We start from the raw sequence: 13,572 nt of genomic DNA, 5'->3' as shown, positions 1-13,572 counted from the left end.
CCTTGCCTCCGGCGGGAGTATTTCCCAAAAGATGAAAAGGCGGCGATATCGACCGCCCGGCTGAGGGAGGTGTAGCATGTTCCAGTCCTTTGAGGTGACCGCGCGGCCCGAGCAGGGGCCGCCGCGTCTGGCTGCGTTGCGCGCGGAGCTGGTGCACGAAGGGTTGGACGGGTTTCTGATCCCACGGTCGGATGCGCACCAGGGCGAGTATGTGGCCCCGCGGGATGAGCGTCTGGCCTGGTTGACCGGGTTTACGGGATCGGCCGGGTTCTGTGCTGCGCTGACCGGCATGGCCGGTGTGTTCATCGACGGGCGGTATCGCACGCAGGTCAAGGCGCAGGTTGCGGATGTGTTCACGCCGGTGCCGTGGCCTGACATCAGCCTGAGTACATGGTTGAAAGCGCAGTTGCCCGGTGGTGGTAAGGTGGGCTTTGATCCGTGGTTGCACGCGGCAGGGCAAATCTCGTCCACGCTTGGCGAGCTTGAGGGCACAGGTATCGAACTGGTGCGCTGCGGCAATCTGGTGGACCGCATTTGGGCGGACCAGCCTGAACCGCCGATGCAGGCGGTCAAGGCGCATCCGATCGAGTTTGCGGGCGAAACCGCTGACAGCAAGATTACCCGACTGGCCGCAGACCTGCGGCAGGCCGGACGAAAGGCCGCTGTGATTACATTGCCGGATTCGATCATGTGGCTGCTGAACATTCGGGGGTCGGATATCGCCTATAATCCGGTGGCCCACGGGTTTGCGATTCTGCATGACGATGGCCGGGTCGATCTGTTCATGGCTGCGGCAAAACTGTTGGAGGTGCAGGATCATCTGGACCCGAAGGTGACGGTGCGCCACCCTGCGGAGTTTCTGGGCGCGGTGGCAGCGCTGGACGGTGCGGTACAGGTGGACCTGAGCACGGTGCCGCAGATCGTGGCGGACGCGTTGGGTGATGCCATGGTGGATGGCGGCGACCCCTGTGCCCTGCCCAAGGCCTGCAAGAACCCGGCCGAAATCGCGGGCAGCGCCGAGGCGCATTTGCGCGATGCGGTGGCGGTGGTCGAAACCCTGTGCTGGCTGGACGCACAGCCCCCCGGCAGCCTGTCCGAGACGCAGGTGGTCACGCGGCTGGAAGAAAACCGCCGCAGGGACAATGTGTTGCAGGATATCTCGTTCGATACCATTGCCGGGACGGGTCCGAACGGCGCGATCATGCATTACCGCGTGACGGACGAGACCGACAGCCGGTTGCAGGACGGTCATCTGCTGGTGCTGGACAGTGGCGGACAATATCTGGATGGCACCACCGATATCACGCGGACGCTTGCCATCGGCTCTGTCGGGGCGGAGGAAAAGACCTGCTTCACCCGCGTGCTGAAGGGCATGATTGCCATGTCGATGCTGCGCTGGCCCGCAGGGCTGGCCGGGCGCGATATCGAATGCGTGGCCCGCACGCCGCTATGGGCGGCGGGGCAGGATTTCAACCATGGTGTCGGACACGGCGTCGGGGCCTATCTGAGCGTGCATGAGGGGCCTCAGCGCCTGTCGAAGGTCAGCCATGTCCCCTTGCTACCCGGCATGATCCTGTCGAATGAGCCGGGATATTACCGCGAAGGGGCCTTTGGCATCCGCATCGAAAACCTTGTGGTTGTGGAAGAAGCCCCGGCCCTGCCCGGTGGCGATGCGGAACGCGCGATGCTGTGCTGGCGCACCCTGACATTTGTGCCAATTGACCGCAGGCTGATCATGGTTGATATGTTGACGCCTGACGAACGCCGCTGGCTGAACGCCTATCATCGCGACGTCGCGGAAAAAATCCGCCCAAGGCTGGGACATGACGCGCAACTGTGGTTGGATGCCGCAACTGCGCCGATCTGACACCCGCCTGTTACATAGAACGGGCAGAGGAGAGGCCCCAATACGTCGACGGAAGGAATAGAAATGACTGAGATCACGATCCAAAAAGCGCCGGGCAAATGGACTGTCCGTTCGGGCGGCGCGATTCTGGGCGAAACGAGCAACGCGCTGGAACTGCACGAAGGCGACAAAGCTCCGGTGATTTACTTTCCGCGCGGCGATGTTGCCATGGCATTTCTGGACCAGACCGACAAGGTGACGCATTGCGCCCGCATGGGGGATGCGACGCATTTTTCCATCGTCAACAAATCCTCGGTGACCGAAAATGCGGTCTGGAGTTATGAAGACCCGGTTTCCGCCGTGGCCGAGATCAAGGGATACCTGGCGTTTTATCCGGTGGACTCGGTGAAGGTGGAACAGATTTAAGGGCACCGGACAGGGTTTCAACGGAGGCTTCGGGAGCGCTTGTCCCGGTCGCGGGAGCCTTATGAATGTTCCTCGGCCGCGGTGGCTGCGAGGGCCCGGTTGTACGCCTTGAGCGCGTCGACATGGTAGAGCGCGCCGACGGGTGTCTCGGACCCGTCCTGTTCCAGAACGATAACCGGAATGCAGGGTATGTCGTCACGGTCGAAATAGGGCATCGCGGCCTCGAGCGTGGCGCTGGCCTGAACGCACAGGCCCTGTTCGATCAGGGCGTGCGCCTCGTCCGCAGTGATTGAGCGGTCATCCCCGATAGGGCGCATCACCGCCCCGGCGCGCAGCATCGCCAGCAGATAAGCCTGCGGCCCGGCGGCCAGGTGGACATCGCGGCGTTCCAGCTGGGTCAGGAAGAACGACCGGTCCACAAGGCGCGACGCCAATGCGGTGGATATGGATACAGTCACCATCACGGCAAGGCCGATCTGCCAGTCTCCGGTCAGTTCAAAGACGATCAGAGTGGTCGAGATCGGGGCGCCCAGCACCGCAGCAGCCACGGCGCCCATTCCGGCAAAGGCGTAAAGCGTATGCGTGCCGGACACATCCGGCAGCAGCCCAGTGGCGATCAGTCCGAACGCCAGCCCGGTCAGCGCGCCGATCATCAGGGACGGTGAAAACACCCCGCCCCCCATGCGCCCGCCCATGGTGATCGCCACAGCCACTGTCTTGGTCACCGCAAACAGGATCGCGGTAGTCAGCACCAGATCACCGGTCAGGGCGCGGATCGTGGTCTGATAGCCGACACCGATGATATGCGGGAACCAGATCGCCATCAGCCCCAGCATCCCGCCGGACACGGCCGGGCGCAGCCAGCCCGGAATGGACAGGCGGTTCTGGATATGGCTGCCGATATCTTCAGCAAAAAAGATTGACCGCATCAGCAGCAGCGCGACAAAGCCGCAGATCAGGCCAAGGATCAGGAAGGCGGGAAGTTCGACATAGAATTGCAGCGATCCGGGCGTTTCCAGCGTGAACTCGGTAACGTCGCCATATTCCAACCGGTTGATCACCGTTCCGGCGACCGAAGCGATGACGATCGGGGCAAAGGCATGCACGGCGAAGTGGCGCAGCACAACTTCGAGCGCGAACAGGGCCCCGGCGATGGGGGCGTTGAAGCTGGCTGATACGGCGGCTGCGACAGCACAGCCCAGCAGGTCACGGCCCGTGATCCCGTCGGCATGGATGCGGTTGCTGACCCAGGTGGAGATGACCCCGGCCATATGCACCACGGGGCCTTCGCGGCCCGTTGACCCGCCCGAACTGAGCGTGATCAGCGAGGCAAAGAACGAGGCGATGCCGGCCTTGACCTCGACCCGCCCGTCGGTGATGGCGGACCCTTCGATCACATCAGCGACGGACCTGACGCGCCCGTCATTGGTGAACCGGTTCAGGATCAGGCCCACGACCAGCCCACCGATGATCGGGATGATCAGGATCATGAACCACGGCAGTTTCTCGGCATGGCTGTGCAGCAGCAGAACGTCGTCGGTGTCATAGAGATAGGCCTGCAACGCGCGGATGGCCTTGCGGAATCCAAGCGCCATGAAACCGGCAGCGATACCGATGACCAGCGCGATGAACCAGAACTGGATCTGGCTTGGTCCCCGGCGCAGCATCACCCGCCACGCATCCCTGATCGCGGCCAGAGCCTGATTGAGCTGGTTGCGCAGAACGGTGCGGGTCGACTGGGTCATTGGCCCTCGGGGATCATCACGTAACCCTTAGTAAGCCACGGAGCACCCTAATAAAAGTGAGATAGCGACAGTGTGAGGCCATTTCGTGCCACGGGCGCATCAGGCCTGCAGCAGGGCCCGGGCGGCGGCGCGGGCCTCGTCCGTGATGGTGTCGCCCGCCACCATGCGCGCAATCTCGTCCACCCGGTCGGGTTGGGCCAGAGGGATGACGGTGGACAGGGTTTGCCCGTCCGTGACCTGTTTCTGCACCCGCCAGTGATGCGCCGCACGGGCGGCGACCTGCGGGGAATGGGTGACAACCAGCACCTGCCCGCCTTGCGCCAATGACGCGAGCCTGCGCCCGACCGCGTCGGCAGTGGCCCCGCCGACGCCGCGGTCAATCTCGTCAAAGATCATCGTGCGGGCGCTGTCATCGCCCGACAGGCACACTTTGAGCGCCAGCAGGAAGCGGCTGAGTTCACCCCCTGACGCGATCTTGTTCAGCGGCCCGGCAGGCGCGCCGGGGTTGGTGGCCACGGTAAAGGCCACCGCGTCGGTCCCTTCGGGGCCGGGTTCAGCCGGGGTGAGTTCGGTCCGGAACACAGCGCGTTCCATCTTGAGCGGGGCCAGTTCCGCCATGACGGCAGCGTCCAGCCGCCCTGCAGCAGCTGCGCGGGCCGCGCTGAGGTCGGTGGCGGCAGTGTCATAAGCCTTTTGTGCCGCGTCCACGGCGGCACGTCTGTCTGCTAGGTCGGCATCGCCTGCTTCCAACTGGTTGAGGCGGGTGCGCAGAGTGTCGGCAAACGCGCCCAGATCATCCGGGGCCACGTCGTGTTTGCGAGCCAGTGCGCGGATGGCAAACAGGCGTTCCTCGGCCTGTTCCAGTTCCGAGGGGTTGAAGTCCAGCGCCTGAAGGCAGGCGTTCACGCCATCCTGCGCCTCGCCCAGTTCAATCATCGCGCGGCCCAGCGCGGCAATCGGCTCGTCCAGCTGACCGCCTGCGTTGCCGGACACACCTTCCAGCCAGCGGATAGCGTCGGACATCGCCCCTTCGGCACCGTCCCCGGACAGCAGGGCGTAGGCGCGGGCGACATCATCGCGAATACGCTCGGCCCCCTGCATCATGCGGCGGCGGGCATCAAGTTCGGCATCCTCACCAGGCTGAGGATCAAGCTGATCCAACTCGGCAACCGCGTGGCGCAGGAAATCTTCCTCACTTCGGACGGCAGCCAGAGCGGCCTCGGTCTCGGCCAGAGCCTTACGGGCGCGTGACATGTCGGTCCAGGCCGCACGAACGGATGTCAGCCGGTCCGAGACCCCGGCAAAATCGTCCAGCATGGCCCGGTGGCCACGCGGGTTCAGCAACCCGCGGTCATCATGCTGGCCATGCAGTTCGATCAGGGTTTCCGACAGCGCCCGCAGCACATCGCCCGAGCAGCGGCGGTCATTGACCCAGGCGGTCTTGCGCCCCTCGGCGGTGTTGATCCGGCGCAGGATCAGCTCATCCCCGCCCGGCAAGCCCGCTTCGGCCAGTATCGCATGTGCGGGATGATCGGGGGAAAGTTCGAACTCGGCCACAACCTCGCCCTGCGCCGCACCCTGCCGCACCAGTTCGGCCCGCCCGCGCCAGCCCAGAACAAACCCCAGAGAATCCAGAAGGATCGATTTGCCCGCGCCGGTTTCGCCGGTCAACGCATTCAGGCCCGGCTGAAAACTGAGTTCCAGCCGGTCGATGATCAGCATGTCGCGGATATCAAGGGCGCGCAGCATCGGGTCTTCAGCGTCCCAAGCCTAATGCCATGGCGATTACAACCACTCACCCTTGATGGTCTGACGATAGATCGTGCTGAGCCAGTTGTTGCCACGGCTCTTGAGCTGGAGCCCGCGTGAGGTCAGCAGCTTGTAGGCATCGTCATACCATTCCGAGGATTGGTAGTTGTAGCCAAGGATGGCACCTGCGGTTTGCGCCTCATCCAGAAGGCCGAGGGACAGATAAGCCTCGACCAGACGATAGAGCGCTTCGGCGGTGTGGGATGTGGTCTGGAAATCCTCGACCACGACGCGGAAGCGGTTGATGGCGGCAACAAAGTGATCCTGACGCAGGTAGTAGCGCCCGATCTCCATCTCTTTGCCTGCCAGATGGTCAAAGGCCAGATCGAATTTCAACACTGCCGAGGTGGCATATTCGCTGTCGGGATAAACCTCGATCACGGTGCGCAGCGATTGCAGCGCCTGAAAGGTCAGCCCCTGATCGCGCCCGACCTCGTCAATCTGGTCATAATAGCTGAGCGCCAGCAAATACTGGGCATAGGCCGCATCTTCGTCCGTTGGATAGAAGTCGATATACCGCTGGGCCGCGGCCCGGCTTTCTTCGTAGTTCTTGTCGGAATGGAACGAGAACGCCTGCATGATCAGCGCACGCTTGGCCCAGTCGGAATAGGGATACAGACGCTCGACCTCGGAGAAATACCAGGCCGCGTCATCCGAGCGATTCTGCGACAGTTCGTATTCGCCACGGGTATAGATCTGTTCCGGTGTGAACCCTTCCAGATTCTGATCCCGGTCCGCGCCCTTGTTGCCAAAAAGGCCGCCTGCGTTTCCACATGCCGTCAAAACTGCTGCCAGAAGAACCGCACCTGCGAATCTGACTGCCGCCTTGCTGCCAACCATACCGCCCATCCTTGTCGTCTTACTTAAGGGGGTTCGCCCCGAATTGAGCCATGGTCTAGCACAGAAAATTCCGGTGCAAAACGCCTTATGCAACATCTGGCGCAAATGTCGTCAGAGTTGATCTGATCAGGCGACTTCGGGAATTTCGTTTACGATCAGGCCCTGCCCCGGCAGACGCGCGGCCTGTTCCGGTGTGCACAGAACCGGACGCACAGCACCGGGTGTTTCAAACAGATTGCGCAGCAATGTGTTGGTCAGCGAATGACCCGACTTGTCGCCCGTGAAATGGCCCAGAATCGGCCCGCCTGCCAGGTAGAGATCACCCAGAGCATCCAGCATCTTGTGGCGCACGGCTTCGTCGGCGCGGCGGAACCCGCCGGGTGTCAGCACCTCACTGCCCTGCACCACCACGGCGTTATCCAGGGTACCGCCAAGGGCTAAACCGTTTTCGCGCATGGCTTCGACATCAATGCGGCGGCAGAACGTGCGGCAATCGCTGAGTTCGCGCGCGAACGACCCGTTGCGCATATCCAGTGTCTTGGTCTGGCTGCCGATTGCGCTGTCTTCGAAATCGATGTGAAAGTCGATGATCAGCCCATCCGCGGGCGCGATGCTTGCGCTGGCCCCTTCACGCGATGCGGTGACGGTCTTCAGCACCTCATAGGCCAGCACCGGGCTGGCCTGACGACGCACGCCTCGGGCCATGATACCGCGTACGAAATCGATCGAAGACCCGTCCATGATCGGCACTTCGGGGCCGTCGATTTCAATCAGTGCGTTGTGAACGCCGCACCCGGCCAGAGCAGCCATGATATGTTCGATGGTGGATACCGACACCCCGGCGTCATTCACCAGACGGGTGCAAAGCGGGGTCCGTTCGACCACGTGATAGATCGCCGGGATCATCGCATCGCCCAGATGGATATCCGTCCGTTTGAACCAGATGCCATGACCAGCTGCAGCCGGTTTCAGGATCATGGTCGCAGGCTTGCCGCTGTGCAGCCCGACGCCTTTAAACGTGACCGGAGATTTGAGCGTATGTTGCAAAATGGGCCTCGGCGAGTGGTGTCCAGCCTTCTGGGGCTGTGTTGGACACTCAGTTAAGGAAGCCCGCGTCAAGGCTCAACTCACTCTTTGTAACCGAATGAAACATGTATGTAACAGATCGGCAAAACCCTGCTTACCTATTCGTAAGCCACTGTTTTAAAACGAATTAGGGCCGCCAAATGGCGACCCCATGAGTGGATTTTGTTACCGCGATCAGTTGGCCTGGCGGCGCAGGAAGGCCGGAATTTCGATACGATCCTGATCCGGGTCGGCCTCATCGTGAATCGGTGCCGTGGCCTCGGACTGGCGCAAAACGGGCTGCTGACGCGGCGGTTGGGCCGGTGTGTCAGAGGCGTGCCCGGTCATCCGGTCGATCAGCCGATTGAAGCCAAACCGCGAGCGTTCTTCGGGTTCGTGATGTGAAACCGTCGCTTGCGGGCGGGGCGCTGCGGCGCGCTGAGCTGCCGTGGGAACCTTCTGAACCGCTGCCTGCAAACGCTGGAGCGCTTCGGGCGACGGGGTGCCTGCGACAGGCGCGCGCGGGGCAACAAAAGCCTCGGGTGTCGGTTCGACATGCTCGGGCTGCGGCTCGAATTCGGCGACGCGCGGCTGATAGGCCGGGGGCGGCAGATCGTCCTCATCCCGCTCGTCGAACGGCTGGAACTGCGGCTGGGCGGGCTCTTCCGCGGCTTCAAACAGCGAAGGTTCGCGGTTTTCTTCCATCTGCGGCGCGGGCTCTGCCATTTCGGCGGCTGCGGGCGCTTCTTCGCGACCGTATTCTTCGGCCGAAACGGTGCGGGTCAGCGGCTCGGACATCGAGCGGCGCGCGACCGGAATGTCAGCCGTTTTTTCGGTGGCGTCGATGCCGGTTGCAACAACCGACACGCGCATACCGCCTTCCATGGCGGTATCCAGCGTCGAGCCGACGATGATGTTCGCTTCGGGGTCCACTTCCTCGCGGATGCGGTTGGCGGCTTCGTCCAGTTCGAACAGGGTCAGGTCGTGCGAACCGGTGATGTTGATCAGCACGCCTTTGGCGCCCTTGAGGCTGATTTCGTCCAGCAGCGGGTTTGCAATGGCTTTTTCCGCCGCTTGGATGGCGCGATCTTCGCCAGTTGCCTCACCGGTGCCCATCATGGCTTTGCCCATCTCGTCCATCACGGCGCGTACATCCGCAAAGTCGAGGTTGATCAGGCCCGGACGCACCATCAGGTCGGTTACGCCTTTGACACCCTGATACAGGACATCGTCGGCCATCGAGAACGCCTCGGTAAAGGTAGTCTTTTCATTGGCGAGGCGGAACAGGTTCTGGTTCGGAATTATGATCAGCGTGTCGACGACCCTTTGCAGTGCCTCAACACCGTCCTCGGCCTGACGCATCCGCTTGGCACCTTCGAACTGGAAGGGCTTGGTTACGACACCCACGGTCAGCACGCCCAGTTCACGTGCGGCCTGCGCGATGATCGGAGCAGCGCCGGTGCCGGTGCCGCCGCCCATGCCCGCAGTGATAAAGCACATATGCGCGCCTGCCAGATGGTCGACGATCTGTTCGATGCTTTCTTCGGCGGCTGCGGCACCCACGGCCGGACGGGCCCCTGCCCCCAGACCTTCGGTGACCTTCACACCCAGTTGAACCCGCGCCGAGGACTGGCTTTGCTGCAGCGCCTGCGCGTCGGTGTTGGCGACGACAAAATCGACGCCGTCCAGCTGTTTTTCAATCATGTTGTTGACAGCGTTACCGCCCGCACCGCCAACGCCAAATACTGTAATCCGAGGCTTCAGTTCGTCTTGCCCGGGCATCGAAAGATTCAATGTCATGCTCTGTCCGCCTGTATTTATGTTCCGCCAAAGCGGTGTTTTTCTTACCTATCCTTGCTCGATTCTAGCGGGCTGATGCGAAAAGGTCACGTCAAAAATCGCGATTCACCACAAAATATGGAGGAAATAAGGCAGAAACCGGCGGCATTTCGCAGGTACTGCCAGATATAGCGGAAACAGCGGCGACCATCACAAGCCAGACGACCCCGGCGCGAGGACTCAGCCGTTCGTCACGCTTTCGTCGACCATCATTTACACTGCGGAAAACTGCTCAGGTCCTGCCGCGAGGCCTCTGCCGGGCCTTGTGGATATCTTGAGGGATAAATCGACGCGCTGCAACCGGATTTTTCAACTGAGCGGTGCACTTGGACAGTTGAGGCTGGTTTCGGTGATGCTGCGCACCTCCTGGATTTCGCCATCTGCAAACGAGGCCAGACGCACCATCAGACGGCCTTCGTGCAGGAAGGGCCACCAGCAGACGGGAATACCATCCGGATCGTTGTCATAGAGAAAGCAGATCTGACCGTTTGGCGTGGTGATCTGCCCATAGACACAGCCCTGCCCCTCTTGCCGCCAGACCGAGATGTGACGGTTCAGAAACTGCTCGGTCCCGACCAGATCGTTGCTGCGAATCTCATGGAAGGTGAGCGTTTTGCCGACGGCGGCATCCAGAAATGCCTCAGGCGTGATGATGGTCTGGGCCGAAACCCATCCCGGCAACAGGGCCGCACACAAAGCGGCCCGGCACAGGGGGCTACCAGTTGTCACGGAACCACCGAACGGCCCGCTTGAACGGGCGCGCGGCGTAGGTGTCGACCGGGATTTCGAAATCCCACCATTCGTCCTGCGGGTGCGCCGCAAACAGGCTGAGCCCCACGGAGGACGAGAACGCCGGACCTGTCGCCGATTGCGGCAGGCCATGCACCCGCAGCGGGCGACCCAGACGCACGCGTTGACCAAGGATGCGGGTCGCCAGACCGTCCAGCCCCATGATCTGACTGCCGCCACCGGTCAGAACGATCTGCTGGCTTGGCATGTGTTCAAACCCGGCCGCATCCAGACGCACGCGGACCTCTTCAAGGATTTCCTCGACGCGCGGGCGCATGATGCCGATCAACTCGGCCCGGCTGACGGTGCGGCGGTCGTGTTCCCAGTCACCGGTATCGCCGCCGATATCGATCATGTCACGGTCATCAGCGCCGGTCGCATGAACGCCGCCATTGAACGTCTTGATCCGTTCCGCCACTGCCGCGGGCACGCCCAGCCCCATCGAGATATCGGCGGTCACGTGATCGCCGCCCATACGCACGCAATCGGCATAGATCATGTGTTTCTTCATGAAGATCGAAACGCTGGTGGTGCCGCCGCCCATGTCGATACAGGCCGCGCCCAGTTCCTGCTCATCCTCGACCAGCGCGGAAATTCCCGAGACATAGGCCGAGTTTGCAATCCCGGCGAGTTCCAGATCGCAGCGTTTGATACAGCGCACGATGTTCTGGATCGCCATCGCATCGACGGTCAGCATGTGCATATCGACCGCAAGGCTTTGGCCCATCTGCCCGCGCGGGTCGATCAGGCCCGAGCGGTTGTCGAGCGCAAAGTTGACCGGCTGTGCGTGCAGCACTTCACGCCCGTCGCCGTAATCCGGCACGTCGCAGGCATTCAGAACACGGCCCACTTCGGCCTCGGACACCAGTTGGCCATCCAGATCGACCTGCGCGTCCAGCCCGTAAGAGCGCGGGTTGGCCCCCGAGAAACAGGCGATGACGTGATCGACACGGATATCGGCCATCTTCTGCGCCGCTTGCAGGGCGGTGCGGATGGCGCGTTCGGTTTCCTGCATGGCGGTGACTTCGCCAAACTGTACGCCGCGCGAACGTGTCGTTGCGGCCCCGATCACCCGAAACCCCGTCTGCCCCGCCATTGAGCCGATGGTGTTATCTTCACTCAGCCGGCCCGATCCGTCGAAACGCAGAACGAGGCAGGCAATCTTGGAACTGCCCACATCCAGAATCGCGATCACACCGCGTTGCAATGCCTGGCGCCGCATCTGACGCATGGCGCGTTGGGACTGATAAAGATCGGTCATCATGCTCGTTACTGCCCGTTACTCATTGTCACTTTTGTATTCCACCAGTCTTCGCTGGCGGCTTTGGTCATTCGGATGGTGGGACGCTGGCCTAGGCGCATGTCGACCACGGCCACGTCGCGTTCCAGAAGGTCCTGCACTTCGTTCACCGCAAGCACGCGTTCCAGCGCGCGCACCGGGCGTTCGGTCGGCAGCATGATGCGCTGGCCACGGTCCAGGACCAGATCCCAGCGCCGTTCACCCACGCGCACCAGCCCGCGCACACGGTTGCCCAGGCTGCGGGCGGTCTGAAAGATCTCGAGCGCCTGCGCCACATGGGCATCCGCACCCGCGCCCGCGATCAGCGGCAGGTCGGCATGGTCCTTGCGAGAGGTGGTTTCCTTGACATGCGCGCCGGTCTCGTCGAGCAGTTCGAGCCCGTCATGCGTCCGCCAGACAATCACGGGCTGACGCTCGACCACGTTGACCTGAAGGATGCCGCCCGGACGGATGCGTACGGTTGCCGATTTCACCGGATCGAGCCCGGTGATCGTGTCGCGCATCTGTTCGACATCCAGATCCCAGGAACTGATCGGAAAATCCAGAGGCACGACCTCGCGGATATCATCGGACAGGCTGGTGCCTGCCCCGTCGATGGCCATCAGGTTGACCATGAACTCGGGGCGTTCCTGAATCGAGGTGCGAATATCGGCGATATAGGTACCAAGCGCTTCGCGCCGGTCCTGAGAGGCAAAATAGACGCCAACTGCTGCGGCAATGGCGCAGATCGGCAGGCCAAGCTTGACGCCCAGACGGATACCCGGTGTCAGCATCCAGCGCTGAAGACGATAGCTGAGGCGCGACGGGGCCGGATCACTGCGGCGTGCGGTGCGGGAAAACACCCGCGCCCCGCGCAGACGCAGAATGGGCTGGGTGTCATGCGGCTCCGTATCGGCCGAGGCAAAATCGGCATCCGGCCCGGCAAGGGGTTTGGTGCGATGGATTTCCAGAGAGCGGCTGGCGATTAACGGTTGCATGAGGCGTCCTCAACCATCCAGGCGCAGAGCTGGCCAAATGTCATGCCCAGATGCGCGGCTTGTTCCGGGGCCAGCGAAGTGGGTGTCATGCCCGGCTGGGTGTTGGTTTCCAACAGAAACAAACCATCAGCACCCGCGCTGTCATCCCAGCGAAAATCGGTGCGGCTAACGCCCCTGCAGCCCAAAGCATCATGCGCGCGCAGGGCATAATCCATGCAGCGATCAAAGATGTCCTGTGGGATATCGGCAGGGACCACGTGCCATGATCCGCCGGGTTTGTACTTGGCGTCATAGTCGTACCAGCCGCCATCGGTCATGATCTCGGTCACGGTCAGGGCGCGGTCGCCCATCACGGTCACGGTCAGCTCGCGTCCGGCCACGTATTTCTCGACCATGATCTGGTCGGGCATGTCTTCGGACAGCTGCGGCGGGCCATTGGCGTTTTCGTGGACAATGTAGATACCGACGCTGGACCCTTCGTTATTGGGTTTGGCTACATAGGGCGGTTCCATCACGTGGGCGCGAGTCACCTCGGCACGCGGGACGATCACACTGGGGACAACGGGCAGACCTTCGGCCTGATAGACGTCCTTGCTGCGTTGCTTGTCCATCGCAAGGGCCGAGGCCAGAACACCCGAATGGGTATAGGGAATCCGCATCCATTCCAGCATCCCCTGCACGCAGCCATCCTCGCCCCAGCGGCCATGCAGGGCGTTGAAAACCACATCCGGCTGAATATCCAACAGGCGCGCATAGAGGTCGGGACCTGCGTCCAGTTCGACCACTTCAATACCTTCTCCCACAAGGGCGGCCGCGCATTCGCGCCCAGAGCTGAGAGACACCTCGCGTTCCGCCGAGGGGCCGCCCATCAATACCGCCACTTTGGGGTTTGTCCTGCTCGACATACCCAATGTGCGCCTCAATGTCCCCGGACCT

General features: G+C 62.3%; 11 protein-coding genes. 2 read left to right on the top strand and 9 right to left on the bottom strand.

Annotated elements, in window-relative coordinates; all coding sequences use genetic code 11:
* Window positions 1–76: 76 nt before the first annotated feature.
* Both ACR0D9_RS01040 and ACR0D9_RS01035 read left to right on the top strand, forming a co-directional pair.
* Window positions 77–1,867, top strand: a complete 1,791-nt coding sequence (locus ACR0D9_RS01040; protein ID WP_480537427.1) for an aminopeptidase P family protein — start codon at window positions 77–79, stop codon at window positions 1,865–1,867.
* A 63-nt stretch (window positions 1,868–1,930) separates the two neighbouring features.
* Window positions 1,931–2,272, top strand: a complete 342-nt coding sequence (locus tag ACR0D9_RS01035) for a DUF427 domain-containing protein (protein WP_209504510.1) — start codon at window positions 1,931–1,933, stop codon at window positions 2,270–2,272.
* Window positions 2,273–2,331: 59 nt separating this feature from the next.
* Here the strand turns inward: ACR0D9_RS01035 and ACR0D9_RS01030 are convergent, their stop codons facing one another.
* From ACR0D9_RS01030 to ACR0D9_RS00990, 9 genes are all read right to left on the bottom strand, one after another.
* Window positions 2,332–4,017, bottom strand: a complete 1,686-nt coding sequence (locus ACR0D9_RS01030; RefSeq protein WP_480537426.1) for a chloride channel protein — start codon at window positions 4,015–4,017, stop codon at window positions 2,332–2,334.
* 99 nt (window positions 4,018–4,116) lie between these two features.
* Window positions 4,117–5,766 (bottom strand): DNA repair protein RecN, encoded by a 1,650-nt coding sequence (gene recN / locus ACR0D9_RS01025; protein WP_480486279.1) that lies wholly within the window; start codon window positions 5,764–5,766, stop codon window positions 4,117–4,119.
* A gap of 36 nt (window positions 5,767–5,802) precedes the next feature.
* A complete protein-coding gene (locus tag ACR0D9_RS01020) occupies window positions 5,803–6,666 on the bottom strand; it encodes an outer membrane protein assembly factor BamD (RefSeq protein ID WP_267363885.1) in 864 nt (287 codons plus the stop codon).
* A gap of 126 nt (window positions 6,667–6,792) precedes the next feature.
* Window positions 6,793–7,713 (bottom strand): UDP-3-O-acyl-N-acetylglucosamine deacetylase, encoded by a 921-nt coding sequence (lpxC, locus tag ACR0D9_RS01015; RefSeq protein ID WP_267363883.1) that lies wholly within the window; start codon window positions 7,711–7,713, stop codon window positions 6,793–6,795.
* Between the two features lie 213 nt (window positions 7,714–7,926).
* The gene (gene ftsZ, locus ACR0D9_RS01010) at window positions 7,927–9,531 is read right to left on the bottom strand and encodes a cell division protein FtsZ (protein ID WP_480537425.1); all 1,605 of its coding nucleotides are present in this window, start codon (window positions 9,529–9,531) and stop codon (window positions 7,927–7,929) included.
* 348 nt (window positions 9,532–9,879) lie between these two features.
* The gene (locus ACR0D9_RS01005; protein WP_480481847.1) at window positions 9,880–10,299 is read right to left on the bottom strand and encodes a hypothetical protein; all 420 of its coding nucleotides are present in this window, start codon (window positions 10,297–10,299) and stop codon (window positions 9,880–9,882) included.
* Window positions 10,286–11,620, bottom strand: a complete 1,335-nt coding sequence (gene ftsA / locus ACR0D9_RS01000) for a cell division protein FtsA (protein WP_209504922.1) — start codon at window positions 11,618–11,620, stop codon at window positions 10,286–10,288. Before ftsA ends, ACR0D9_RS01005 begins: the two co-directional genes overlap by 14 nt.
* A gap of 8 nt (window positions 11,621–11,628) precedes the next feature.
* Window positions 11,629–12,636: a cell division protein FtsQ/DivIB gene (locus ACR0D9_RS00995; RefSeq protein WP_267363880.1), complete on the bottom strand. Its 1,008-nt coding sequence runs from the start codon at window positions 12,634–12,636 to the stop codon at window positions 11,629–11,631.
* On the bottom strand, window positions 12,624–13,541 hold the full coding sequence (locus ACR0D9_RS00990) for a D-alanine--D-alanine ligase (RefSeq protein ID WP_245222549.1): 918 nt from the start codon (window positions 13,539–13,541) through the stop codon (window positions 12,624–12,626). The genes ACR0D9_RS00995 and ACR0D9_RS00990 overlap by 13 nt, the downstream gene beginning before the upstream one ends.
* Between the last annotated feature and the right edge of the window lie 31 nt (window positions 13,542–13,572).

This window comes from Ruegeria sp. AK11 (assembly GCF_056541095.1).
Note: the sequence above shows the minus strand (reverse complement) of the source record. Positions and strands in the feature narration are given on the sequence as shown.